The organism is Paenibacillus allorhizoplanae (genome assembly GCF_927798215.1).
Classification (GTDB): domain Bacteria; phylum Bacillota; class Bacilli; order Paenibacillales; family NBRC-103111; genus Paenibacillus_E; species Paenibacillus_E allorhizoplanae.
Window position 1 is genome coordinate 88,696 of record NZ_CAKMMW010000002.1, and the last position, 23,332, is coordinate 112,027.

General features: G+C 44.1%; 22 protein-coding genes, 1 pseudogene and 1 other annotated feature. Of the genes and pseudogenes, 5 read left to right on the forward strand and 18 right to left on the reverse strand.

Annotated elements, in window-relative coordinates; genetic code table 11:
• Positions 1 to 135: 135 nt before the first annotated feature.
• Positions 136 to 564 (forward strand): DUF1801 domain-containing protein, encoded by a 429-nt coding sequence (locus L6I86_RS02945; RefSeq protein WP_236284437.1) that lies wholly within the window; start codon positions 136 to 138, stop codon positions 562 to 564.
• Between the two features lie 100 nt (positions 565 to 664).
• On the opposite strand, the gene asd is transcribed toward L6I86_RS02945, so the two are convergent.
• The 3 genes from asd to L6I86_RS02960 form a co-directional block, all read right to left on the reverse strand.
• Complete coding sequence (gene asd, locus L6I86_RS02950; protein WP_236284439.1) at positions 665 to 1,750, reverse strand: aspartate-semialdehyde dehydrogenase; 1,086 nt, start codon at positions 1,748 to 1,750, stop codon at positions 665 to 667.
• Positions 1,751 to 1,906: 156 nt separating this feature from the next.
• Positions 1,907 to 2,167 (reverse strand) — a binding site (T-box leader).
• Between the two features lie 60 nt (positions 2,168 to 2,227).
• Positions 2,228 to 3,322, reverse strand: coding sequence for a hypothetical protein (locus L6I86_RS02955; RefSeq protein WP_236284441.1), 1,095 nt, complete (start codon positions 3,320 to 3,322; stop codon positions 2,228 to 2,230).
• Positions 3,323 to 3,407: 85 nt separating this feature from the next.
• Positions 3,408 to 3,827: a GNAT family N-acetyltransferase gene (locus L6I86_RS02960; RefSeq protein WP_236284450.1), complete on the reverse strand. Its 420-nt coding sequence runs from the start codon at positions 3,825 to 3,827 to the stop codon at positions 3,408 to 3,410.
• A gap of 127 nt (positions 3,828 to 3,954) precedes the next feature.
• Between L6I86_RS02960 and L6I86_RS02965 the strand changes: the two genes are divergently transcribed.
• Entirely contained in the window at positions 3,955 to 4,818 is an 864-nt protein-coding gene (locus tag L6I86_RS02965) for a LysR family transcriptional regulator (RefSeq protein WP_236284452.1), read from the forward strand.
• Positions 4,819 to 4,850: 32 nt separating this feature from the next.
• Here the strand turns inward: L6I86_RS02965 and L6I86_RS02970 are convergent, their stop codons facing one another.
• The 6 genes from L6I86_RS02970 to L6I86_RS02995 form a co-directional block, all read right to left on the reverse strand.
• Complete coding sequence (locus L6I86_RS02970) at positions 4,851 to 6,131, reverse strand: L-cysteine desulfidase family protein (RefSeq protein WP_236284453.1); 1,281 nt, start codon at positions 6,129 to 6,131, stop codon at positions 4,851 to 4,853.
• A 179-nt stretch (positions 6,132 to 6,310) separates the two neighbouring features.
• Positions 6,311 to 6,619 (reverse strand): hypothetical protein, encoded by a 309-nt coding sequence (locus L6I86_RS02975; RefSeq protein WP_236284455.1) that lies wholly within the window; start codon positions 6,617 to 6,619, stop codon positions 6,311 to 6,313.
• A 277-nt stretch (positions 6,620 to 6,896) separates the two neighbouring features.
• The gene (locus L6I86_RS02980) at positions 6,897 to 7,442 is read right to left on the reverse strand and encodes a VanZ family protein (protein ID WP_236284457.1); all 546 of its coding nucleotides are present in this window, start codon (positions 7,440 to 7,442) and stop codon (positions 6,897 to 6,899) included.
• Positions 7,443 to 7,479: 37 nt separating this feature from the next.
• Complete coding sequence (locus tag L6I86_RS02985; RefSeq protein ID WP_236284459.1) at positions 7,480 to 8,349, reverse strand: M15 family metallopeptidase; 870 nt, start codon at positions 8,347 to 8,349, stop codon at positions 7,480 to 7,482.
• A gap of 101 nt (positions 8,350 to 8,450) precedes the next feature.
• A complete protein-coding gene (locus L6I86_RS02990; protein ID WP_236284460.1) occupies positions 8,451 to 9,536 on the reverse strand; it encodes a HAMP domain-containing sensor histidine kinase in 1,086 nt (361 codons plus the stop codon).
• Positions 9,529 to 10,224 carry a response regulator transcription factor gene (locus tag L6I86_RS02995; protein WP_236284462.1) on the reverse strand — a complete coding sequence of 232 codons (696 nt, stop codon included), beginning with the start codon at positions 10,222 to 10,224 and terminating at the stop codon, positions 9,529 to 9,531. Before L6I86_RS02995 ends, L6I86_RS02990 begins: the two co-directional genes overlap by 8 nt.
• 200 nt (positions 10,225 to 10,424) lie before the next feature.
• Between L6I86_RS02995 and L6I86_RS03000 the strand changes: the two genes are divergently transcribed.
• Together L6I86_RS03000 and L6I86_RS35875 are read left to right on the forward strand one after the other, a co-directional pair.
• Positions 10,425 to 11,618: an MFS transporter gene (locus L6I86_RS03000; RefSeq protein ID WP_420851852.1), complete on the forward strand. Its 1,194-nt coding sequence runs from the start codon at positions 10,425 to 10,427 to the stop codon at positions 11,616 to 11,618.
• Positions 11,619 to 11,708: 90 nt separating this feature from the next.
• Entirely contained in the window at positions 11,709 to 11,999 is a 291-nt protein-coding gene (locus tag L6I86_RS35875) for a GerAB/ArcD/ProY family transporter (RefSeq protein WP_420851838.1), read from the forward strand.
• Here the strand turns inward: L6I86_RS35875 and L6I86_RS03005 are convergent.
• The 7 genes and pseudogenes from L6I86_RS03005 to L6I86_RS35620 form a co-directional block, all read right to left on the reverse strand.
• On the reverse strand, positions 11,996 to 12,316 hold the full coding sequence (locus tag L6I86_RS03005) for a spore germination protein (protein WP_236284465.1): 321 nt from the start codon (positions 12,314 to 12,316) through the stop codon (positions 11,996 to 11,998). The genes L6I86_RS35875 and L6I86_RS03005 overlap by 4 nt on opposite strands.
• Positions 12,317 to 12,553: 237 nt before the next feature.
• Complete coding sequence (locus tag L6I86_RS03010; protein WP_236284466.1) at positions 12,554 to 13,315, reverse strand: SDR family oxidoreductase; 762 nt, start codon at positions 13,313 to 13,315, stop codon at positions 12,554 to 12,556.
• Between the two features lie 246 nt (positions 13,316 to 13,561).
• Positions 13,562 to 14,620: an Atu2307/SP_0267 family LLM class monooxygenase gene (locus L6I86_RS03015; protein WP_236284467.1), complete on the reverse strand. Its 1,059-nt coding sequence runs from the start codon at positions 14,618 to 14,620 to the stop codon at positions 13,562 to 13,564.
• A gap of 196 nt (positions 14,621 to 14,816) precedes the next feature.
• Entirely contained in the window at positions 14,817 to 15,203 is a 387-nt protein-coding gene (locus L6I86_RS03020; protein WP_236284469.1) for a Rossmann-fold NAD(P)-binding domain-containing protein, read from the reverse strand.
• Positions 15,175 to 15,303 (reverse strand): annotated as a pseudogene (locus L6I86_RS03025) (SDR family oxidoreductase); the annotation flags it as partial. The pseudogene L6I86_RS03025 and the gene L6I86_RS03020, both read right to left, overlap by 29 nt.
• Positions 15,304 to 15,367: 64 nt before the next feature.
• Complete coding sequence (locus tag L6I86_RS35615; RefSeq protein ID WP_276574795.1) at positions 15,368 to 15,562, reverse strand: SDR family NAD(P)-dependent oxidoreductase; 195 nt, start codon at positions 15,560 to 15,562, stop codon at positions 15,368 to 15,370.
• Between the two features lie 342 nt (positions 15,563 to 15,904).
• The gene (locus L6I86_RS35620) at positions 15,905 to 17,461 is read right to left on the reverse strand and encodes a collagen-like domain-containing protein (protein ID WP_276574796.1); all 1,557 of its coding nucleotides are present in this window, start codon (positions 17,459 to 17,461) and stop codon (positions 15,905 to 15,907) included.
• A 207-nt stretch (positions 17,462 to 17,668) separates the two neighbouring features.
• Between L6I86_RS35620 and L6I86_RS03040 the strand changes: the two genes are divergently transcribed.
• Positions 17,669 to 18,703 (forward strand): YheC/YheD family endospore coat-associated protein, encoded by a 1,035-nt coding sequence (locus tag L6I86_RS03040; protein ID WP_236284470.1) that lies wholly within the window; start codon positions 17,669 to 17,671, stop codon positions 18,701 to 18,703.
• Between the two features lie 50 nt (positions 18,704 to 18,753).
• Here the strand turns inward: L6I86_RS03040 and nasC are convergent, their stop codons facing one another.
• Together nasC and nirB are read right to left on the reverse strand one after the other, a co-directional pair.
• The gene (nasC, locus tag L6I86_RS03045; RefSeq protein WP_236284472.1) at positions 18,754 to 20,889 is read right to left on the reverse strand and encodes an assimilatory nitrate reductase catalytic subunit NasC; all 2,136 of its coding nucleotides are present in this window, start codon (positions 20,887 to 20,889) and stop codon (positions 18,754 to 18,756) included.
• Positions 20,890 to 20,893: 4 nt separating this feature from the next.
• Positions 20,894 to 23,275: a nitrite reductase large subunit NirB gene (nirB, locus tag L6I86_RS03050; RefSeq protein ID WP_236284475.1), complete on the reverse strand. Its 2,382-nt coding sequence runs from the start codon at positions 23,273 to 23,275 to the stop codon at positions 20,894 to 20,896.
• Positions 23,276 to 23,332: the final 57 nt, after the last annotated feature.

Consider the following 23,332-nt stretch of genomic DNA (forward strand, 5'->3'; position numbering starts at 1 on the left):
CACATGATAATACGCAATTCCTGTTGTATGTATTAGACGATCATTTCCAGACGAATGTTTCTATTTCAAACAATTCTTTGGTAAAATAATCATAGCTCGTCATCACATCGGTATCATCGATAAGGAGTGTATTCAATGGCATACGAAGCAAAAATGAAAGAAACGGATAACAGCGTCCTTGAGTTTATCGAAAATGTGGAAAGTGTTAAAAAGCGTGAAGACGCTTATCAATTATTAGATATTTTTGCAGAGGTAACAGGTTATGAAGCGAAAATGTGGGGTCCAAGCATTATTGGTTTTGGCACTTATCATTACAAATATGCATCCGGTCATGAGGGCGATGCTCCGCTAGTTGGTTTCTCGCCGCGAAAAGCCAAAATCAGCTTGTATTTTGCAACAGGCGATACCGATCGAGAAGAATTATTGAAACAGCTTGGCAAGCATGAGGCTGCAAAAGCCTGTGTATACATCAATAAAGTAGCAGATATCAATGTGGATATATTAAAAGCTCTAATCAGCCAATCGGTAACATTCCTGCAGGAACGTTACCCGAGTCATACCTAAAATAAAAAAAGGGCCGCCTCCGTGTAGATCCATCTACACGGGTGTGGCCCCTATCTGCATGTTAAGGGAATAGCCAAGTTCAGGTGGAGCCTACGGGGCTTTATTTCGCTTGAATATACCCTTCTGCTTTAAGCAATTCAGCGATTAGAACCGCACCACCTGCTGCACCGCGCAATGTGTTATGCGATAATCCAACGAATTTAAAATCAAACATGGAATCTTCACGCAAACGTCCAACGGAAACGCCCATTCCGCGCTCAATCTCGCGATCTAGCTTCGTTTGAGGTCTATTTTCTTCTTCAAAGTAAGTGATGAACTGTTTCGGAGCACTAGGCAGATTCAACTCTTGCGGACGTCCTTTGTAGTTCAACCAGCGAGCAAGAATTTCTTCTTTCGAAGGTTTATTTTCGAAAGATGCAAACACCGTTGCCAAATGTCCGTCTGTTACTGGAACGCGGATACATTGCGTCGTAATGAGCGGAGAACTCGCTTTAATGATTTCATTATTTACGATATTTCCCCAGATACGCAGCGGCTCCTGCTCGCTTTTCTCTTCTTCCCCACCGATGTAAGGAATAACGTTATCCAACATCTCCGGCCAATCTGTGAAGTTTTTACCCGCGCCTGAGATCGCTTGATACGTTGAAGCAACTATGTTCGTTGGTTTAAAGTCTAACAAAGCGTTTAGGGCTGGCACATAGCTTTGGATGGAGCAATTAGGTTTTACTGCGATAAAACCTGTCGATGTGCCAAGACGTTTTCTTTGCGCAGCAATGATTTCAATATGACCTGGATTCACTTCTGGAATAACCATCGGAATATCAGGTGTCCAACGATGAGCTGAGTTATTTGAGATAACTGGCGTGCCCGTTTTGGCGTAAGCTTCTTCTAACGCTTTAATTTCATCCTTTTTCATATCAACGGCACAAAAAATAAAATCAACCCCAGTGGCAACCTCCTCCACTTTCGATGCATCTTGCACGATAATTTGTTTCACATTATCAGGTATTGGCGTAGCCAGTTTCCATCTGCTTTGAACCGATTCTTCATACGTTTTACCAGCGGAGCTGCTGCTTGCTGCAATGGCAGTTACTTCAAACCATGGATGTTGATCCAGCAATTCAACGAATCTCTGGCCAACCATGCCAGTTCCTCCAACAATACCTACTTTTAATTTTCTCGACATTCTATATTCAAATCCTTTCACATTCGTATGATACTGATGATAAGCATCTTAATAGTAAATTCAAACTGCTTATTTCGGTGTGCCTAATATTATAGCACGTGCGCAAAGATATTTACGCAATAACAAAAAAATCCCACCCCCAAGACTATTGCCAGTCTTAGGGACGAGATTCATATCCTCGTGGTACCACCCAGTTTCACCAATATGTCGCCATATCAGCCTCTTCAAGTACGACAATCCGAAGCCTTGCGTATACTTTAGCTCTATAACAGGAGCTCCTGTCACACCATCCCCCATGATTGGTTCCGATGTGCTGCTCTGAGGCTTTGTTCAATAAAGTTCTCTTTACTCCTTTTCAGCGGACGGAGCTCTCTGTGAAAGATTTCATTTATTTACTCTTCTCTTCAACGCATTTGTTATTGCGATAATATTATCAAATTACGAGAGGTACGTAAACAATAAATTTTGGAAACTTCATTATTTATTTTGAGTTGCTCCATGAGGATTACTGATCCATCTAGGCCCTACCCATGTTTCAATTAGAAAACTCTCAGCGAATTTGCTGCGGAAAAACCCAATGACATGAACCTTTTGCGGCGAGAGTGCGAACGAAAGCGTACTGTCAGGGTGAGGCGAATCTTGAAGTGAAGTTGACTGCTGTAGAAGCAAATTCGTATCTACTTGTTCAAAGTTGCCTACCTGTTGCAGCTCCAACTGGATCCATTGGGGTCCAAGCCAGGTTGCGACTTGAAACCACTTTGTATCTGTTACATTGCTATAAGTAAGCCAATCCTCTTGTACTGCAAGGATTCGAACATGCTGTGGTGAAATCATCCCGTTCATCCCCTGAGATGCATCCTTGGAGCTGTACATCGGTGTATTCTCAAATAAAGTAACGACACTTGGAAAACCTGGTTGAGTCGGTGGCGTAATCTTCGATGCTTCCTGCTCGTATTTCTTCATTACCTTTGCCATAATCGAAATGGCTTCAGCGTTCGTCAGATTGTCTTTCGGCCGAAAATTGGTTGTCGTTACGCTGTCTAACAAGCCGTCCTGATAAGCAGTTTGAACAAGTCCTTGATGCATCTCCCTAATGTCTTTAAAATCCAAGAAATCTTGACGCGCATCCAGTTGCTTGTTATTCCCACTGCCTTGTACAAGGCTAAACGACAGCAATTTAATTAATCCACCTACTGCCGTCTCGCGATTCACATGTTGCGCATACATCGGAACCAGATCATAGACATATCCTTTGATCAGATCGTCTTCCTTGCCCTTTGGCAACTGTACCCCCATCTTAATCATCGTTGCCCAGTTTCCAATATCAATCGGTTCATCATATCGTGCTGGGTGGAGAACGTAGAAGTAGAACGAGTTCCACTCTTCCCTCGTAACCGGTCCATTCATCGAGCTGCCGTCCTTATACGGCACGATCTGCTGTTTATAGCTCTTCTGTTCAGGTTCAACCCAATGAGCCTCTGCCGCGTGCGAAAATATTGGAACCATCAACAACAAGATGACTGACAGAATTGTTCCTTTTTTGATGAATGGACCTACACTAGATATACGCAATCTTCATCACTCCAAACATTAAATTCTAATGAATTAGACGAAGCAATCTACAATTAGTTTCCATTCAACCTTCAACCAAGGCCTATCATTTTGTATTCTTTGAATACACATAAAACCCACTTCTCTTTTCCCAGCCCATCGAAGTCCAAAAGTGATTCCCAACCGAATTATCTTCGATAACAAAAATATGGCATTTATGAATACTTTCTTTGCTTAATTTATCTAAACTTGTTTGCACCAAACTGTTGCCAATTTTCTGTTTTCGGAAGGCGGGGCTTACTGCTACATGATAGATAAATCCTCTTCTTCCATCATGACCACACAGAATAGTTCCAACAATCTCATTATTATGTTCAAAAACATAACTCAACCCTTTATTTCTAACTAAATACATGTTGATATTTTCCTTCGAATCAGCGTCACTTAAGGCTAGTCCTTGAATACCGCTCCACAATTCAATCATCTGTTCGTAATCATTAATCGTCATTTCTCTGATGGCTCGCATACCAATTCTCCTTACAAGTAGGGTATATAAAGGCTATTCCCCTATGTTACTGGACATTCTATGATATGTATAACGCATAATTTATGTTGTGACAATCAATAATTCAAATGATAGAGAGGCGCGAAGCATGGATTCATCTCAGTTAGAAGCATTTTTGGCCGTTTGTAAAATACGAAATTTCACAAAAGCGTCAGAGCATTTACATATTTCGCAATCTGCTGTTACTGCAAGAATAAAAGCTCTGGAGAGCTCAATAGGAAAAACATTATTCCAACGTGATAATCGACATGTAACTTTAACACAAGCAGGTATCGCCTTTCTTCCTTACGCAGAGCGAATTATGCTTTTATACGAAGAAAGCAAAGTGCAGCTTTCCGAAGAATTTGAACAATACCTCGTTCTAAGTGGACCAGGATCAGTATGGCATTATCGGTATTTACAGGACATTCTAGCTTTCAGAAGAAAACATCCTAATGTGGCTATTAGATTCCTAAGCAATATTGATCCAAGTTATATGGTACGTGATCTCGTGTTAGATGGGGTTGTACATGTTGCCGTTCGTTTTGATCCACCTGATCATCCTAAAGTATCAAAAGAATTGCTATTTGAGGATGACATTATTCTCGTATCTGCACATAAAAAAGACTCCGCTATTCGTAAAACGGATTTTATTTCTCATGAGTATTGTCATATTGAATGGGGAGACCCTTTCCCTGAATGGTTTATAAGTATCGTCGGAGCCGGATTTGTCCCATCTTTACAAACCGATCATTCCTTTATTATGGTTGCTATGCTTTTACAAGGAGCCGGATTTGGCTTTCTACCTAGGTCGATTGCACAACCATTTCTAGATTCACAACAATTAATTCAGCTTGAATGTGATTTTGACACACCAACAATTTGTGCAAAAGCCGTCTACCTTACCGAAAATCGTGAACACGCTAGCGTGAAATTAGGCTTAGAAATGCTAGGTGCCTCCATACAAAAATAAAAAATCCGCCATAATGGCGGATTTCCATCTAACTATATGTCCTTATTTAACATCATTTCAAGGACAAGCTTATCGATATCCGATGTCGCTTCATTCCCGATCCGACAGAAGTTGTCGATCGTTTTCTCAGCGTCATTTTCGATAAAACCATTTGTGGAGGATATGGTCATTCCCTTCGAAGCGAGAAGCGCAGATTGGACCGCGGCACTCGTACAAGTGGCTACTTTCATCGCACAGCCGCCTTTGGCACCATCACACATCATCCCTGTTACATTGCCGAGCATGTTTTGGATCGCGGCTTTAATCTCATTCTTCCCACCGCCGAGCAGATAAGTAATCCCGCAGCTAGCACCTGTCCCAGACACAGTGACTCCGCATAAAGCGGATAATCGACCGAATTTGGATTTAATATGAATCGTAACTAGGTGACTTAACGCTACAGCACGAATGAGTTGTTCCTCCGATGAGCCAAGCTTCTCTGCTGCTGCAATAACAGGATTCGTCGCGGCAATACCTTGATTTCCACTGCCCGAATTCGCCATTACAGGCATGCTCGAACCCGCCATGCGACCATCCGACCCCGCAGAAGCAAGCGCCATGGCGTGAGAGATTAGATCATCAGACAAAATTCCTTTTTTGACATTTTCTTTAATCGTCTTCCCAACTTGGAGACCATAGTCATTCGCTAAGCCATCTAATCCAGCTTTACGGTTTAATTCAATACTTTGCTTGACCAATTGGAGCTCGGCTAGATCAACTGTATTTACGAATTCTACGATGCCATCGACGGTTAGTTCACCGCGTTCCTCTTTAGAACTCTTGAAGCTCGCGTTGGCACAGCCTCCAGATTCAACGACCTTCCCATCCACCTCAATTAAGGTGATATTCGTGTGGTTATCTGTGATAACAACCTTTGCATAACTTTGCTCTGTGTTAACGATGACCTCAATATATAATTTTCTGGTTGTATCAGCGAGATGAACCATCGATAAGCCCTGTTCTACCATGCCCTGCGCCGCAACAACATCACCCGGTTGAATATCAGCAAGCACTTCTAATTGCTTGTCAGCATTCCCAGCGATAGCTCCCAAAGCCGCGACAAAATCAATCCCGGTTACATTCGTACCCGGAATCCCAACAGCCAAAGCATTCTTGATGATCCCTGCGCTGGCATGAACAGTTACTTTCTCAATTGGACCTTTCACATAACTTCGTGCCTTCGCGGCAGCTAAGGCAATCGCAACCGGCTCTGTGCAGCCAAGCGCGACGACGAGCTCGGTTTGTAATATGTGAATGAATGTATGTGTATGCAAAGATGCCCCCCCTTAATCCCCTAGTTGTCTGTGATCTGTGATCTGTGATCCTCGAATGGTTATTTAGCTTGTCAGCTAAGTTCAACTACTACTACTACTACTACTATAGCGTAAATGTATGTGGAGTGTATGTTGAAAATATTAGATGAATTTTTGTGTAGAACAAAAACATCTCGATTTTAACCTTCCGCCACATCGGCTCCCAATTCACTTGCTACCTCTAGCATCTTAGGAATGACGGCTTCATTCGTGCCTGAAACATAAATATCCCCCTGATAATGCCGAAAAGGAATCTTGAATTCGCCATAGCTCCACATGAAGAAATCTCCCTCAATGGACATGCTGGTGGCACCAGTCACTGTAAATACGGAAGAATAAGTGAAATCCGGTTTTGTAGAAAAGTATTCTTTACACTCTTCCAATGAAATGGATGGTTCGGCTTGTTCATTTTGTTGAAAAGATCTCGTAATGCGATAACGTTGACTCATTGTACGCCCTCCGTGAATGTATAATTTCATCTGATAAATAAACGGCTTGAAGAACTCTTGGTCGTCGTTCTGGAACAAAGCCCTGTATAATCTACGAACACTCTCTTATGATAGGACAAATTTAGAAGAATGCCAACTAGAGACAATGGAGCGTAGTAACAAGTGGGTAAATGGAAATCAGGAACAGATTGCCATTCACCTCCTCGTGAACGCGAATAGGCTGTCCTCAAGAAGCTTGCTTTACTTGAAGGACGGCCTATTCTCACATGTCATCACCTTAAGTGATGTTACCTTCTTTTGAAAACGTCATGTGTTGAGATTCGAACATACGTATGATAATTGACTTACATTTTATGGACAGCTTAAAAATAGAATACCCGAGTAGACCACCTAACCCATTTAGAATGAGATCATCCACATCAAAGCTCCCCATTGAAAGTACAACTTGTAAACTTTCCAAGCATAAACTTAACCCCACGGACCTCAGGAGTGCACCGAACAACGAAATCTTCTTATGCCGCCACATCAAGACTAGAAACATGCCGTAGGGCATGAATACCGCGATATTCCCAAACAAATTTACGAGATCATGCTGAGATAAACTTTGAATATTACTCGATATCGAAACGAAAGGCTTGAAGTTTGCAAATTCTAATCGATTTTGGATATGTTCAGGATTCTCGATATTCCGCTGAAATTGTTGCCACAGAGAAGGTAAGTCAATGGCACTGAATTTAAATAATATGACCTTGAACAGAACATATAGATAAAAGGCGAATAAAGCCGACAGCAGCATCTCATTCCATATTTTCATTTGTTTCATACCGCAAGCTCACTCTCCCTAATAAATTAGTTACACCTTATGGAAACAAAGTTACAATGACGCCATCCATATTGTTACCCGACAGGTGGTAAGAACGATTAGTAGGCACTTGGATCGTGCTATTTTGTGTGATAGGATTGTAAGAAATCTCGTAGATTTTCCCTTTTACCTTCGTTGTGATGTTCTTTTGTTGTTTCAAATAAGCCAAATATTCTTCTAACGTTAAGTTCATCTGCTGCATAATCAAACTGTGCGGTAAGCCTACATAGCGAAAATGCCAAGGTTCATATTGAATGCCAGTAATAGCTGTTTTATCCTTGGGATACCGTAAAATAAACCCATATTCCGCGGCGTTTCGGGTCAACCATTCTCCCTCAGGCGCTTGATTCATGTCGGATTGCGTAGAACCAATATCAAGAGCCAAACCTAAGTTATGTTCACTATATCCCGCAGGTAATGCATAATTGGATCCCATATCTTTATAGAGCTGACCTTGCTCTTGATTGTCTCGGTAACCACTATTAATCATAAAATGACGTACTCCGTCTTTTTCTGCTGCTTTCATCATCGTTGTAAAGGGCTGAATGATGCTTTGTGACAACCGGATCGAGTTATCTAGCAAACCAAATCCTTGGACCAACTCTTTATGTTGAAAAAGATTGAGCACATCCGTGTGTATCCCCACTTGATGAACCGGATTCTCTTTATTGATTAAGACTAGATTCCCTTGGTATATCTGATCCTTGGTCAGTTTAATCACAAGATCCTTAGCTGGAGACATCACCACATGAGGACTCATTTCTACTTCCGTTTGGTCAACTTGACGATCTGCTTTTGCTGAATGCTGCTGTATAGCCTCATAACTGAGAAGAACGGCTATTACAAGCCAAAAAACCCACTTCTTCATAACTAATTTCCCTCCTAAACCTTGCTTGCATTTAGAATAAAGAAAACTGTTTAAATTAGAAGTGGGACAAATATAAAATTTTTCTTAAACTTCGGTTATTCTCATATCGGTATACGCACTTCAAAAAGCGTGCGTATCACATTACTTTGAACTGTAATCGTTCCTCCGTGCTGTTCTACAATATTTTTGGCAATGAATAAACCAAGTCCCGTACTCCCTCCCTGATGGGTCCGAGCCTGGTCACCTGTATAAAACATTTCAAACAGATGTGGAAGCTCATCTTCAGGTATGCAATTGCCATAATTGATCACTTGAACAACGGCTTCTCCCCCGTCCCTCTGGCCTTTAATATCAACAAACTGACCATCTTTTCCATAGCGATTGGCATTGGTCAATAGATTTTCAAATACACGGGCCAGCAACTCTCCATCAGCCCATATTTCCAAGTGCGGTAAGATGTCCATTCGGCTTATCAAATTACTCTTTTCAAAAACAGGATACAATTCCTCATTTAATTGGATAAGCAGCTCGCTTAAATCAATTTGCTTCTTTTCAATGGTCAACATGCCATATTTCATCCGCGTAATTTCAAACAATTCATCAATAAGCTTCTCTAAACGTAGCGATTTGTTATAAGCGATGGTCGTATAATGTATCATTTGTTCCCTCGATAACTGCTCGTCCTGGAGAATAAAATCCAAATAACCAATGACCGAGGTGAGCGGGGTACGTAGATCGTGAGCTAAGTTCAACACGAGCTGATCCTTACTATTTTCTGCAAAATCTCCTCGTTCTACCGCTTGCTGCAGCTTCTCACTCGCCATATTAATATCATCAGCTATATCTTTGAACTCGTCATTAGAATCAATATGAATACGGCTTAGGAAGTCACCGCCAGCAAGACGATGAATTCCCGTCGAGATCTCGTTAAAATAGGTGGCATAGCGCTTCGTTAGGAAGAAGAAAAATAAAATAGAAAGCGGTACAAACACAATCAAGAAAAAGTTTAAGTCCCCAATTGTATTCACAAAATGACGTAATTTAGCTACAGGATCTTCCCTTCGAACACCTGCATAATAAAGCTTCAATACGCGATAAAGTATAAAAGTAAATGTACCAGACAACAGCATGCTAAGCCCTAATAAACCGATCATTTTAGATCGAAAGCTGCGTAATAAATTAGCCATTGAATGTATATCCCACGCCCCATACTGTTTTGATTAATTTGTTTTTATTGCTATCTTCACCGAGTTTTTTGCGCAGCGTACGAATATGTACCATGACTGTGTTACCACTTTCATAGTAAGCTTCACCCCACACATGTCCAAAAATATGTTCTGCACTGAACACTTTCTTAGGGTGACTCGCTAAAAGGTAAAGAATATCAAATTCTTTCGGTGTAAGCTCGACTTTCTCTCCATATAGAAGAACGGACCTTTGATCCACATCGATGGTCACGCCTCCCACGTCCAATACGGGACTGATTGCTGCTGCCGGCTGGCTCAACTGAATAGAGCGCCGCAGCTGAGCATTCACCCGAGCGACCAGTTCCATAGGGTTGAACGGTTTCGTCATATAATCGACTGCGCCCATAACTAACCCGGTAATTTTATCTAAATCAGAGGATTTGGCACTCAAAAAAATGATCGGCAATGGATATCGCTCTCGAATTTGCCGCGTCACTTCATACCCATCCATCTTCGGCATCATGATATCCAAAATAGCTAGATCAATGGCATGGGACTCAATGGCTTGAATGGCTTCCTTTCCATCGGATACTTTGATCAAGTGATACCCTTCTTTTTCCAAATGTAACGCAACCAAATCGGCGATCTCCGCCTCATCATCTGCGATTAAAATCGTCGTACGTTTCACTCTTATCGCACTCCTCATAATACTTGTAACTGTCGTTTACAATTCATTCCTATTATAACCGATTCGTCTTCTATGGGTACCTCTCTTCCAACTTTTCTCAATGGACAAGCATAACACCGTATCTTTCAAGCATTAGATGGGAAAATATAAACGAATTGATGTAGGTGTAAACTCGACTAGTACATAAAGGAGGAAGCTTTATCATCAAAGTTAGCGATAATAAAGATCCCAAACTCGTCTTTCGCCAAGTATTTTGGGCTGCCGGGTTTGGTTGGTTATTTGATGCCATGGATGTCGGTTTGTTATCTTTTATCCTTGTTGCACTTCGCAAAGAGTGGGCGCTTACGGCTCAAGAGGCGGGGCTTCTTGGTTCGGTCAATTTGATTGGCATGACTATCGGAGCAGCTTTTGGCGGATACCTTGCGGATAAGATTGGACGTCGTCCCGTATTTTTACTGACCTTAGTGTGTTTTGGTGTATTCAGCTTTGGCAGCGCGTTTGCGGGCGGATTAGGTAGTATGCTCATTCTGCGTTTCTTCATGGGGCTCGGGCTCGGTGCTGAGCTTCCTGTAGCCTCTACACTTGTTAATGAATTCGCGCCGCCCGATAAAAAAGGGCGAATTGTTGTGATGCTAGAGAGTTTCTGGGCTGTAGGCTGGATTATAGCCGCCGTCCTCGCTTACTTTGTGATCCCTCCATTCGGCTGGCGAACAGCTGTAATGATCGGGGCAATCCCCGTTTTGTTTGCTTTCTGGGTCCGGCGAGCGGTTCCTGAATCTCCGCAATTCGGTAATCACCCCGGGCAACCGATGAAGTTAACGAAGTTGTTCACCACGTATAAAAGAGAGACCATTGCGCTTTGGGCTGTTTGGTTTGCCATTGCTTTTTCCTATTACGGGATGTTTCTTTGGCTTCCTTCCGTTTTGGTCGATAAAGGTTTCTCGATGATTCAAAGCTTTCGTTATGTACTTCTAATGACACTAGCCCAACTACCTGGTTATTTTGCAGCCGCTTACCTGGTGGAGAAATGGGGCCGCAAGCCGACTTTATCCGTTTTCCTTGTTCTTTCAGGGGTGATGTCAGTGGGTTTCGGATTAAGCCACAACATTTCCATGCTTTTATTAACCGGATCCTTATTGTCCTTTTTTAATTTAGGAGCTTGGGGTGCATTATACGCGTACACACCAGAAAATTACCCGACTGAAATTAGAGCAGTCGGAACAGGCTTTGCGGCTAGCTTCGGCAGGATAGGTAGTGTGATTGCACCATTTTTGGTGGGCGCAATGGTACAGAAAAACATTGGCTACGCATCGATTTTTGGCATGTTTGCAGTCGTAATTTTGTTGGGTACAGGGATACTTCTATTATTCGGTAAAGAAACCAAAGTTCGCTGAGTCTAACGTCCTGACCAAATGATTTCTAACTGCATACATGATGTAATGGAGGGAATACTTGGAGTGAATCTGATCAGAAGGAGAACGTGAATGGAGTCCACTGAAAGAATAACGGGAAATCAGCTATGTTTATTAGTTTTTTCCTTTATAGCTCCCACCCTCATTCTTGTTGTACCATCTCTAATGGAGAAAATATCTCATCAAGATGCGTGGATGACGATTTTTTTCCCTGCTTTTTTGATCGGAGCCTTGCAAGTATGGATTATGATCGCATTATCGAAACGCTATCCCGCTAATGAGGACAGTTACGACGAGAAGCATGATATATTTCAGTGTTTTCATTTGTTCCCCCACGAACGTTTCGCCCAAAGGACAATTTAAATGGCATCTGAAACTTTGGTAGAGCTGGTAGTAGTCCCTATGGAGACCAATTCATCTTTGAGTTCTCCTGGTTTCGTCGGAACCTTATCCCTTGTTACACTTGTAAGCATGGGTTTAATGACGTGTTCTTCAAGCATATTCGTATCAATCAGGTTATCAATATAAACAATAAGCCACTTCGTGTTTTGGTTAACTTCTATCTTGCGGTATACCAAATCCAAACAATCCTCGAACGCTTCTTTTAAAAGTTTTTCATTGTGATCCATATCCGTTGAAAACTCATTATTATTATCTTCCTCCAGGCTATTGGTTTTCATTGTATGCAGATTGCATTTTTTTTGATTTTTCCTCTTATAAACCATCTCATGAAAAATCCTCCTGGTTGACACAATCACTGCTTTTATCCCAAATAAAGTAACATAAATGACAAGAACATTATCCCATTCCATTCCCGTTAAACTGCCTCGAAAAACACGAAAAACCACCCTGTGAGATCACAAGGTGGTTGTTTGATAATTGTTGGTGGTTACAACGTTGGAACATGATTTGCCTAATTATCCTTGGGTTACAGAGTGATTGAGCCAATCATAGAAACGTGTCGTAGTGATTCGGGCATGGCTGTCATTCGGAACGAGAGATTGATCATTCACTTCTATTGAACCGAAGTAAAGTGCCTTGTCATCTGTGATCACTTGACGTGCATCTTGATTGGCAGCCAAGAATTGTCGAACAAGTTCGTCAAGGCCAATTTGATCAGGGCCAGCCACATCGACAATGCCATTCACAGGTGCGCCAAGGGCGAAATCAGCCACCACGGCCGCGACATCATCTGAAACAATAGGCTGCGTAAGTGCCGAAGGTAACCGAACGATATCCCCTTCCGTAGCCACATAAGCGATGCTGCCAATGAATTCAAAGAACTGTGTAGCACGGACAATTGTATAAGGAATCGGGGAAGCCTTGATTAGCTCTTCTTGGGCCATTTTTGCGCGGAAATAACCGCTTTGGAGAAGACGTTCAGTACCAACGACCGACAGTGCAACGTGATGACTTACACCTGCCTCTGCTTCAGCAGCTAGAAGGTTCTTATTCGACGTCACGAAAAACTCCATAACGGCCTCGTCTTCAAACGAAGGCGAGTTCGTCACGTCCACGACAATCTGTGCACCGCGCAGTGCTTCCGCAAGCCCTTCACCAGTAAGCGTATTGACGCCTAAGGAAGGTGATGCTGGTACGACTTCATACCCAAGCTCACGAAGGTTTTTTACAACTTTGGATCCAATAAGCCCACTACCACCAATAACTACAATTTTCATATGAATTCCTCCTAATTTATAGCCTTTTATATAGGCTAGAGATGTGTAATTGACTACCTCAAATTTGTTTGACATGTATAAGACAATTGGCGTCTTCTAAGTGTGACAAAAAAGTTCTGGTTAATTTCACCTTCTTGATAGGCCTGAAACGAGCGTGCTATATCTGTAAGTTAAATAACAAAAAGCCGTTGATTGTACCCAACGGCTTCCTTAACCCCATAAGGCATTATCCACGGTTAATGTGTTTTAGAAACTCTTTTCAACGGCATCCAACCTTGCGACTTCTTCTCGAACTCGTGGTGCGACTTCCGTTCCCAATAGTTCAATGGCTTTCATCACATCGTCGTGCGGCATGGTGCCGACAGGCAAATGAAGGAAAAATCGCGAGAAGCCTAAATGCTTGTACATGTAAATTATTTTGTTCGCCACCGTTTCAGGATCGCCGACATATAATGCGCCTTCTAAGCTGCTTGCAGCGTCGAAGTTTGCGCGGCTGTAATGTCCCCAACCCCGCTCTTTTCCAAAATAATTAAACGATGCTTGAGTCGGACGAAAATACTTGTCTACCGCAAGCGACGTGCTTTCCGCGACGAACCCTAGGGAGTGTACGGCTATCTTTAATTTCGAAGCATCGTGTCCTGCATGAGTTGCTGCTTTCTTATAGAGCGGCACAAGTGGAGCAAATTGCAGTGGACTCCCGCCAATAATCGCCAAAACAAGAGGCAGTCCAAGTACCCCGGCCCTTATGACCGATTCCGAATTCCCCCCACTGCCAAGCCATATCGGTAATGGGTCCTGAACTGGACGTGGATACACACCAAGATTCGTAAAGGCCGGTCTATGGCCGCCTTTCCAGGTTACCTTTTCCGAGTCTCTTAGTTTTAATAATAACTCCAGTTTTTCTTCAAAAAGTACTTCATAGTCTTTTAAATCATATCCAAACAAGGGGAAAGCATCGACCATAGAGCCTCGACCCGCGATTATCTCAGCTCGTCCATTTGAAATACCATCGAGCGTAGCAAACTGCTGAAATAAACGCACTGGATCCGCTGCAGAAAGTACAGTTACCGAACTGGTTAAACGTATCCTTTGTGTAACGGCTGCCGCTGCCGCAAGTATAACCGCAGTAGCAGAATCCCCGAATTCCTTACGATGATGCTCGCCGACCCCAAATATATCCAACTCAACTTTATCAGCTAGGACAATTTCCTCTACTACCTGTCGCAATCGCTCTGCATGGCTTATCGTCTCGCCTGTTTGAACATCCGGCGTTGTTTCGACAAAAGTATCTACACCTATTTCCATTTTCGGATCCTCCTATATATAAAATTAAAACTAATAATATTTAAAATATTATTATATATTCTAAAGATAGGATATATACATTCTTTGTATTTGTCAACAAGGATAAAGTCAAGAACATGGCAGCAGCATATAGAATGGGAAATATTGAACTAGAAAGAACAAAAAAAGAAGCTGCTATGAAGCAAGCTCCCCTCCATTATTGATTTTCATTCGCGTTATGTCGCAATGAGTATGAGTTACCAAGCAGACGTACCACCGTCGTCCGGGAAGTTGGCGCTGTAATATAAGTTGCCCGATCAGAAGCGATGAAAGCTGCAAGCTCCACGAGCTCCTCAGATAGACCAAAGCGCTTGAGAAGCGTCTTTTTGGTTATTGCGTCCCGGGCCACCTGTATGGTCACCCGCCAGTCTTCAATAGAGAAATCGGGCATCGGACCGAAACGTTGGATCGCCGCGTTATTGTACACAACGTCTAGCCCACCGTAAGCGGCCAACTCTTTTGGATATTTTTCATTATCATTTTCATCTTTAAATATGTATGATTCTTTAACGATCCTATCCTTCACGGTAAATTGGTGCCCCAAAAGGTGAACGTGCTCCCCCATCTATGGTTATTTCTGCTCCCTGCACAAAGGATGAGTCATCGGAAGCGAGGAACAAGGCCACACTAGCAATTTCCTCTGGATGAAAAAGACTCCGGTTATATTAACCTTAATTACTTTTTCGAAAACCGAAAGCTCAGTACCTCCTAAGGGTGTAGCAGATGCAACTCCGGCACTCGCTTAAACAATGTCCAGTCCTCTGCCACTGCGTTTAGCATCGTTTGATTCCGACCTGTGATCACAACTTTCGCACCTTCTGCTAGAAACAGTTTTGTAATTGACAACCCGATTCCACTACTACCGCCTGTAATTAGTGCAACTTTACCATCAAGTTTCCCCATATCTTACTCCTTTTTTATACGGCACGAGAAACACCAAGCCAACGATTATATTCCCCTATTTACTAGCACCTATAACTCATTGAATCTTCTTAAATTTTCATTTTTGCCTATGCGATAACTCTCTACGCTTTCATTCGCTTCCAACAGCTGCATGAAGTCCTAATAAAACTACGGTAGCCAGTAGAAATACAAGTCCAAACATTCAAAAATAAAATAAGGGGTAAGATTCCCTTACCCCAAGACCACTAACACATAAACTATGTTAAAAAAGCTGCACAAGGAAGCCTGTTGGGTTGCTCATAAACCTACAGAATCCTAACGTGATTTGCGGTCACGTTGTTATTAACTAGGAGTATAAGATAGACTAGCACTAAAAGAGAGTTGAGTAATATCAGCTGCTGAAGGATTAGATGCTACATTCGTCCTTATACGAATACCAATACGATCACCTGCTACGACACCTAATGTTCCGAGATTAATATTCGTTGCTGCATAGAAAGTACCGGCAATTACCGTATTACCAGGACCTCCAAAAGTAAGTGAGCTAGTCAGCGGAGTTGTCAAGTATTGTGAAGCAAGATGACTAACCCCATTATTAGGAAATGAAGGTGCTCTGAAAACTGTGAAATCATATACAAGTGGTGTCACATTTATAGAAGCCACTGAAGCAACCAATAAATCTGCGCTTATTTGTAAATTTCGAATAATTCCATTAAAGGGAATTGGGAAAGCAAAACCACCTGCTTCTGGCGGCATCGTTGATTCTCCAGCTCCATTAATAACTTCAACCGTGTGATTACCAAAACCCATTAAAATTGGAGCAGCTGATACAACTGTAGCGCCACTGAGGATGATACCTGTTGAAAATGGAATTAATCCTCCAGCACCTGCTGGTCCTGCTGGCCCTGTTGCTCCAGTTGCCCCTGCTACTCCCGCTGACCCTGGTGATCCAGTTGGCCCTACTGCACCCGCTGTACCCGTTGCTCCAGTTGCCCCTGCTGTTCCCGCTGTACCTGGTGCTCCCGTTGGCCCTGTTGCTCCGGTTGCACCTGCTGCTCCCGCTGTACCTGGCGCTCCAGTTGACCCTGTTGCTCCGGTTGCACCTGCTGCTCCCGCTGTACCTGGCGCTCCAGTTGGCCCTGTTGCTCCGGCTGTACCCGTTGCTCCAGTTGGCCCTACTTCTCCCGCAGTCCCCTGTGCTCCTGTTGGTCCTGTTGGCCCCGGTGGACCACCCGCTGGTCCGGTTGCTCCCGTAGCTCCTGCAGCCCCCGTAGCTCCTACACCTGTAGCTCCCGTTGCACCCACTGCTCCCGCTGCTCCCGCTGATCCGGTTGGCCCTGGTGCTCCCGTTGCTCCTGTTGGCCCCGGTGGACCACCCGCTGGTCCGGTTGCTCCCGTAGCTCCTGCAGCCCCCGTAGCTCCTGCACCTGTAGCTCCTGTTGCACCCACTGCACCGGCTGGTCCGGTTGCTCCTGTAGCTCCTGAAGCTCCCGTAGCTCCTGCACCTGTAGCTCCTGTTGCACCCACTGATCCCGCTGTTCCCGTTGGTCCCATAGGTCCCACTGTTCCTGATGGTCCCGTCGGCCCTGCAGGTCCCATTGGTCCCATTGGTCCCATAGATCCCACTGCACCCGCTGTTCCTGTTGGCCCTGCAGGTCCTGTTGGGCCTTCCGGTCCTTGAAGACCTCGTGGTCCTGCTGGTCCCTCTGACCCTTTGGGTCCTCGTGGACCTTCTGGCCCCGTAGCTCCTTTTGCTCCCGTCGCTCCTGCTGGTCCTGGTGCTCCTACTGGTCCTGGTGCTCCCGTAGGACCTGCTGCCCCTGATGTCCCCGTAGGACCTTGGGGCCCCCGTGGTCCTTCTGGCCCTGGAGGACCTGGCGGGCAATTACATTTCCCCATACTAATCTCATCTCCCTATTTTCAAGCGTATTTCATCATATTAAAAGCCTAAATAGATAGACACAGTAAATGCCTACCAAATTAGTAAAAGTGGAAAATAAAGCTAATTATTCAACAAAAATCAGCTCTTTTATGTGATTGTCCCATACCAAAATGACCGCGCTAGCATTCATTATTAAAGATGGATGATGGCAGGGAGTGATAGGAATGGACAAGCGCCTATTAATAGGTATTATGGTAACTAAAAGGATTAGTAGAAAAAGTATTTTGGGTCTTTGTCAACGTTATCAAAATCAAAATCTGAGACTTTATGCTTTCACTCCAGCAGATATACGGTGGAAAAAGCAACGTATTATTGGACTTAGCCTGATAAATGGCAAATGGATACAACGAATGTTCCCTTTCCCTCGTGTCGTCTATAACCGTTGTTATAACAAAGACTCAATGACCATTCAAAGCCTAGAGAAAATAATAGGTAAGAATAAGTGTTTCAATTCAATCAATCACTTCAATAAATGGGATCTTCATAACCAGCTACACCAATCCAATCTTTCGGAATATATACCCGACACATTTCAATATAATGAAGTGAACATATCAGAACTATTAGACAAAAATAATCTTCTCTTTATAAAACCAATTTATGGATCTAAAGGGGCGTCTGTCTATCGAATTGAACGTCTGGATAATGACGATACTCACATTTCCTTACACAGTCTAGCTCCAAAAGTTATTTGCAGGAAAAATGAAAGCATTCAGGAAAAGTTAGATGTTCTCCTCGGACGAAAGAACTACTTGATCCAACAAGGGATTCAAATGAGTCAACTCGATCGTCAATATTTTGACATCCGTGTCCTTGTTCAAAAGGGGAATGTTGGTCAGTGGATGATATACAACATCACTTGTAGAGTGGCATACGAACGTTACTTTAACACAAGTATGTGTGAACGCGTTTATGAGGCAGCAGAAATTCTCAAGCGAATACTTTCGCCTGAAAAAGCAACTGAAATCCTACAGTCTCTGAACGAATTAAGTGTAATGGCCGCTCAAGAAGCAGAAAATCTTATGGGATCATTGGGAGAACTGAGTGTGGATTTTGTTTTGGACAAACAAAGTAAATTATGGATTATTGAACTGAATGGAAAACCTCAAAAAAATATATACGAGGATCTTAAGGGTTTTAAACATAAGGATCTGTATCGTAGACCAATGGAATATGCCTATCATCTTACTCAAACATAAATAAACCGAACTCACCGCTGCAAGCGATCGATGAGTTCGGTTTTTTCATATTATACATATTCCGTTACTAATGGACTTACCTGTACGGCACACACCTTAAAACCAGGCATTTTGCAGGTTGGATCGAGCGCATCATTCGTCAATTTATTGACGTTCTGTGTATCGCCCCAATGCATAGGCACGAACACAGTATCTTCGCGAATAGCGTCACTATAGCGACTACGCACATAAATTTCACCGCGTTTGGACGTCAACTTCACAAGTGTAGCATCTTCGATATGATGCTTTTTCGCTGTTCTGGGATGGATCTCCATGAAGGATTCCACATCTCGTGCTGCTAAAGATGGACTTTTACGGGTTTGCACACCTGTTAGATAATGTACGAGAACTCGGCCAGTAGTCAAATACAGCGGGAAATCCTCACTGGTCTGCTCCTTGGGCAGATGATTCTCCACAGTAGTGAGAAGCGCTCTGCCCGCTGGAAGCGGAAAAGTAGATTCGAACAAGCGTTTGGCACCTGGATGCGATTCTTCTGGACAAGGCCAATAGACGCCTTCTTCCTTCCGCAATCTCTCATAGGTAATGCCATAGTAGTCAGCTGTTCCACCGCGACTTGCAAGTCGAAGCTCATTAAAGACATCTTCCACCTGTCCGAATGGAAAGAATTCCCCTCTCCCAAGCTTCTCGGCGAGCTCACAAAGAACCTGCCAATCATGCTTCGCTTCTCCAGGTGCAGGACGACCAGACTTTCGTAGAAGCACGCGTCCCTCCAAGTTAGTTAACGTCCCACCATTCTCTAAATAGGCCGTTACCGGTAAAATCAGATCAGCTAACTGAGCCGTTTCGGAGTTAAGAAAGTCTGCAACCACAAGGAAATCGAGCTTCTTCAACCCTTCTTCAACGAAGTTTGCGTTGGGATTCGAAACGAGTGGATTCGAGCCCATCACGAATAACGCCCGAATCTCCTGTTCGTGAACCTTCTCCATCATTTCATAAGCAGATACACCTTTGCCTGGCAATTCACTCGGATCTATGCCCCACACATTCGCGACATAAGCGCGATCCTCTGGATTTTCGATAAGCCGGTAGCCTGGAAGTTGATCCGCTTTTTGACCATGCTCCCTTCCGCCCTGCCCGTTCCCTTGTCCTGTAACAGCGCCATAGCCGCACCCAGGTTTGCCGATTTTACCGGTAAGAAGTACGAGATTCAGGAAGTTTCGAACCGCCATATGGCCATCTGTTTGCTGCTCCACGCCTCTTGCTGTAAACACCATGCCAGTCTGCGCTTTCCCGTAACTTAACGCAGCCTTCCGAATCAATTGAGATGGCACTCCGGTTAGGTGTGCAATTTCCTCCATATCAAGCGAATCAAGATGTGCTTTCAGTTCCATGAAGCCTGTAGTCCGATTAGCTACGAATTCTTCGTCTAAGCAACCTTCCTCAAGCAGAACTTTAAGCATCCCATTGGCCAAAGTCGCATCCATGCCAGGCTTCACACGCAAATGAATATCGGAGATACGCGTTGTACCCGTTTCACGCGGATCAATGGCAATGAGGATAGCACCTTTCTCTTTGGCTCTTGTAAAATAGGGCATCAACGTCGGTTGACACTCCGCAATGTTCGTTCCCGCCAGTATGATACACTCAGCTAATTCAATGTCCGATAGTTGGTTCGTTAACCCTCGGTCAATCCCGAATACTTTAACACCAGCTGATGCAGCGGCTGACATACAGAATCTGCCGTTATAATCAATGTATTTCGTTTGCAGCGCAACTCGCGCGAATTTCCCTAACACATAAGCGGATTCATTCGTGAGCGAACCTCCGCCATATAACCCAACCGTGTGGTTGCCATAGGCTTCACGAAGGTTGTTAAATTTACTTACAATGAGCTCATAGGCGTCGTCCCAAGTCATTCGCTCGAACCGACCATTTCGCTTCACCATGGGATGGAGTAGTCGTTCTCCTGTTAGCACATGCTGATAGGCGTTCATTCCTTTGATGCAAAGACGGCCTTCAGATGCTTGATTTGGCTTAGGTACAACTGAATAAACAGACTTTCCATCAGAGGCGCTGCGATCTTCGATGACTTGCATTTTGCACTGGACACTGCAAAATGGGCATTGCGTATCAATCACGTGTAAAGAATCAGTAGCGACTTGTTCTTGCTGCGCAAATAGACTCATAAGCTCACCTGGCCAATGCAGCTGTGTGCTGCGTATTTACTTGCTGTTCTTCTATCAACTTGCTTTCTATCTGCCATCTACGGAGTAGTTCCATACGTATTGTAAGATTAAATAAATGTTCACGAAGTTGCGTAATCCCCTTGCGTTCAACCCATTGCCCCGTCGTTTCACCGAAATTCGCTTCTTCACGGTACCATTGCATAAATGAGATTGCAAGATCTAGCACGGTCACCTCGTTGGATTCCATGCAGAGCAACTCGGCTTGACGAAGTTTCGTACCTCCGCTGCCGCCAACATAGATTTCCCAACCACCTGGAACACCTACAAGACCTAAGTCTTTAGACAGCGTGCCCGCTCGGTGTAAAGGACTCGCGGAAACCGCAACACTTACCTGAGTTGGCATTTGCAATCCTTCCAAGCGATGTTCAAGCCCGATACCCATGTGTATAGAATCTTGAAGTGCACTTCGATCATATTCTCTTCCCGAGCATGTTGCAACAGATGTGATGGTTCTACCGTATGATGAGGCGGTTGTTGCCTGGTGGCCAATCTCAGCACCAATGGCATTGACTTGCTCCTCAGCAATACCGAGTAGATCGAGATGCGCACCGCCGGTTAGTTTCACTAACGGAATCCTATATTTATCGATCACGTCGGCAAGAAGCCTTAATTGTTCGGCGTTCGTGACGCCGCCATACATACGGGGGGTGATGGCATACGTGCCATCGGCGAGCAAGCTCGCGGCTGAATCCAGCTTCATGGATTCAGTACTAACCTTATCGGCAGCAGCACCACGTGCCTGGCCGAGATAGTATTGCACAGCCGGACGGCATATCGCGCATCCGTCCGCCTTGCTCCAGCCAAGCGCATGCATAGCTTCATGCGCGGTCTCGAAGCTTACGCTGCGCACAGCGTCGCGCAATTCGTCATGGCTGTGCGATGTGCACCCGCACACCGTTTCCTTCGGCGCAGCCGGTGCGTCCTGGCTCTGCAGCGCCAGCTGCAGCATCGCCGATACGAGCGGCTTGCAGCCACCGCAGGTGCTCGATGCCCGTGTACAAGCGCGAATATCCTCAACAGTCGCGCATCCGTTATCACGTACCGCATCGAGGATGCCGCCCTTAGTTACACCGTTGCAAGAGCATACGGTCGCCGTTAACGCCAGTGAAGCCGCATAGGCTTCATCTGCTCCGCCTCCGACTGCCGACGCTTCCTCCAACACAGACACGTCCGCTTGTTGTTTGATGTATCCGAGGAGTTTGTTACCCTCACTGCTGTCTCCGAAGAGGACGGCTCCAACGATTTTGTTATTACGTACAGCAATCTTCTTATAGGTGTTTTTAATTCCATCTATCACTTTCAGTGACGTTGTAATTTCGGAATCACGAATTTCTCCTGCCGAGAATACTTCTACACCTGATACTTTTAATTGGGAATACAAAATGGACCCTTGATAGCCTTCGGTCTCTAGGCCGCATATTTTCTTAGCCAGTACTTTACCTTGTTCATATAAAGGAGCTACCAGTCCGTATACCATATTACGATGCTCTGCGCACTCTCCGACCGCATACACGCCTGGCACATTCGTTTCCATATAATCATCAACCATGATAGCGCGATTCGTCTCAATACCACTATCAGCCGCAAGCTTAATATTGGGACGTACACCGACAGCAATGACGATTAGATCTGCCTCCACTTTGCTTCCATCTTTAAATAGAAGCCCTTCTACTCGTTTCTTACCAAGAATTTTCTCAGTCTGCTTCTCAAGTAGAAATTTCATCCCTTGCTTCTCAAGCTCTCTTCGCAGCATTCCTGCTGAAGTCGGACTTAACTGGCGCTCCATCAAATGGTGGTATATATGAACGACATGAACATCCATCCCCAAATTAAGCAAGCCGCGAGCTGCTTCAAGACCGAGTAGGCCGCCACCGATAACAACTGCTTTCTTATAGTTTTTGGATGTTTCTATCATTTTGTTGCAATCATTAATATCGCGGAATGCCGTCACACCCGGTTTATCTGCACCAGGTAAAGGAAGCATGAATGGTAACGAACCCGTGGCAAGGATCAATTGATCATACTCAACTATCCTCCCTTTTTCACTAACGACTCTGCGTTTGGCAGTATCTATACTGATTACGGGGTCCCCAGCATAAAGTGTAATCTCTTTATCTTCATACCATTGCCAATCATTGATGGTAATGTCCTTCACCGTTGTACTTCCTTGAAGCACTTTCGACAACATAATCCGATTATAATTGGGATGCGGTTCACTACCGAAGATTGTGATTTCGAATCGATCTGGCGCAAGCGCGAGAATTTCTTCCACACAGCGAACGCCAGCCATTCCGTTTCCTATTAAGACAAGTTTTTGTTTCCCCATAGCTAATGACCTCCACATTCCCATGCTGAAGTACTCATGTTCCTAGCCGTAGATAAC

Excerpts from the sequence above, each read along its gene's own strand:
- L6I86_RS02945 (WP_236284437.1), top strand. The coding sequence starts at position 136 with ATGGCATACGAAGCAAAAATGAAAGAAACGGATAACAGCGTCCTTGAG.
- asd (WP_236284439.1), bottom strand. The coding sequence starts at position 1,750 with ATGTCGAGAAAATTAAAAGTAGGTATTGTTGGAGGAACTGGCATGGTT.
- L6I86_RS02960 (WP_236284450.1), bottom strand. The coding sequence starts at position 3,827 with ATGCGAGCCATCAGAGAAATGACGATTAATGATTACGAACAGATGATT.
- L6I86_RS02965 (WP_236284452.1), top strand. The coding sequence starts at position 3,955 with ATGGATTCATCTCAGTTAGAAGCATTTTTGGCCGTTTGTAAAATACGA.
- L6I86_RS02975 (WP_236284455.1), bottom strand. The coding sequence starts at position 6,619 with ATGAGTCAACGTTATCGCATTACGAGATCTTTTCAACAAAATGAACAA.
- L6I86_RS02980 (WP_236284457.1), bottom strand. The coding sequence starts at position 7,442 with ATGAAACAAATGAAAATATGGAATGAGATGCTGCTGTCGGCTTTATTC.
- L6I86_RS02985 (WP_236284459.1), bottom strand. The coding sequence starts at position 8,349 with ATGAAGAAGTGGGTTTTTTGGCTTGTAATAGCCGTTCTTCTCAGTTAT.
- L6I86_RS02990 (WP_236284460.1), bottom strand. The coding sequence starts at position 9,536 with ATGGCTAATTTATTACGCAGCTTTCGATCTAAAATGATCGGTTTATTA.
- L6I86_RS35875 (WP_420851838.1), top strand. The coding sequence starts at position 11,709 with ATGGAGTCCACTGAAAGAATAACGGGAAATCAGCTATGTTTATTAGTT.
- L6I86_RS03005 (WP_236284465.1), bottom strand. The coding sequence starts at position 12,316 with ATGAAAACCAATAGCCTGGAGGAAGATAATAATAATGAGTTTTCAACG.
- L6I86_RS03010 (WP_236284466.1), bottom strand. The coding sequence starts at position 13,315 with ATGAAAATTGTAGTTATTGGTGGTAGTGGGCTTATTGGATCCAAAGTT.
- L6I86_RS03015 (WP_236284467.1), bottom strand. The coding sequence starts at position 14,620 with ATGGAAATAGGTGTAGATACTTTTGTCGAAACAACGCCGGATGTTCAA.
- L6I86_RS35615 (WP_276574795.1), bottom strand. The coding sequence starts at position 15,562 with ATGGGGAAACTTGATGGTAAAGTTGCACTAATTACAGGCGGTAGTAGT.
- L6I86_RS35620 (WP_276574796.1), bottom strand. The coding sequence starts at position 17,461 with ATGGGGAAATGTAATTGCCCGCCAGGTCCTCCAGGGCCAGAAGGACCA.
- L6I86_RS03040 (WP_236284470.1), top strand. The coding sequence starts at position 17,669 with ATGGACAAGCGCCTATTAATAGGTATTATGGTAACTAAAAGGATTAGT.
- nasC (WP_236284472.1), bottom strand. The coding sequence starts at position 20,889 with ATGAGTCTATTTGCGCAGCAAGAACAAGTCGCTACTGATTCTTTACAC.
- nirB (WP_236284475.1), bottom strand. The coding sequence starts at position 23,275 with ATGGGGAAACAAAAACTTGTCTTAATAGGAAACGGAATGGCTGGCGTT.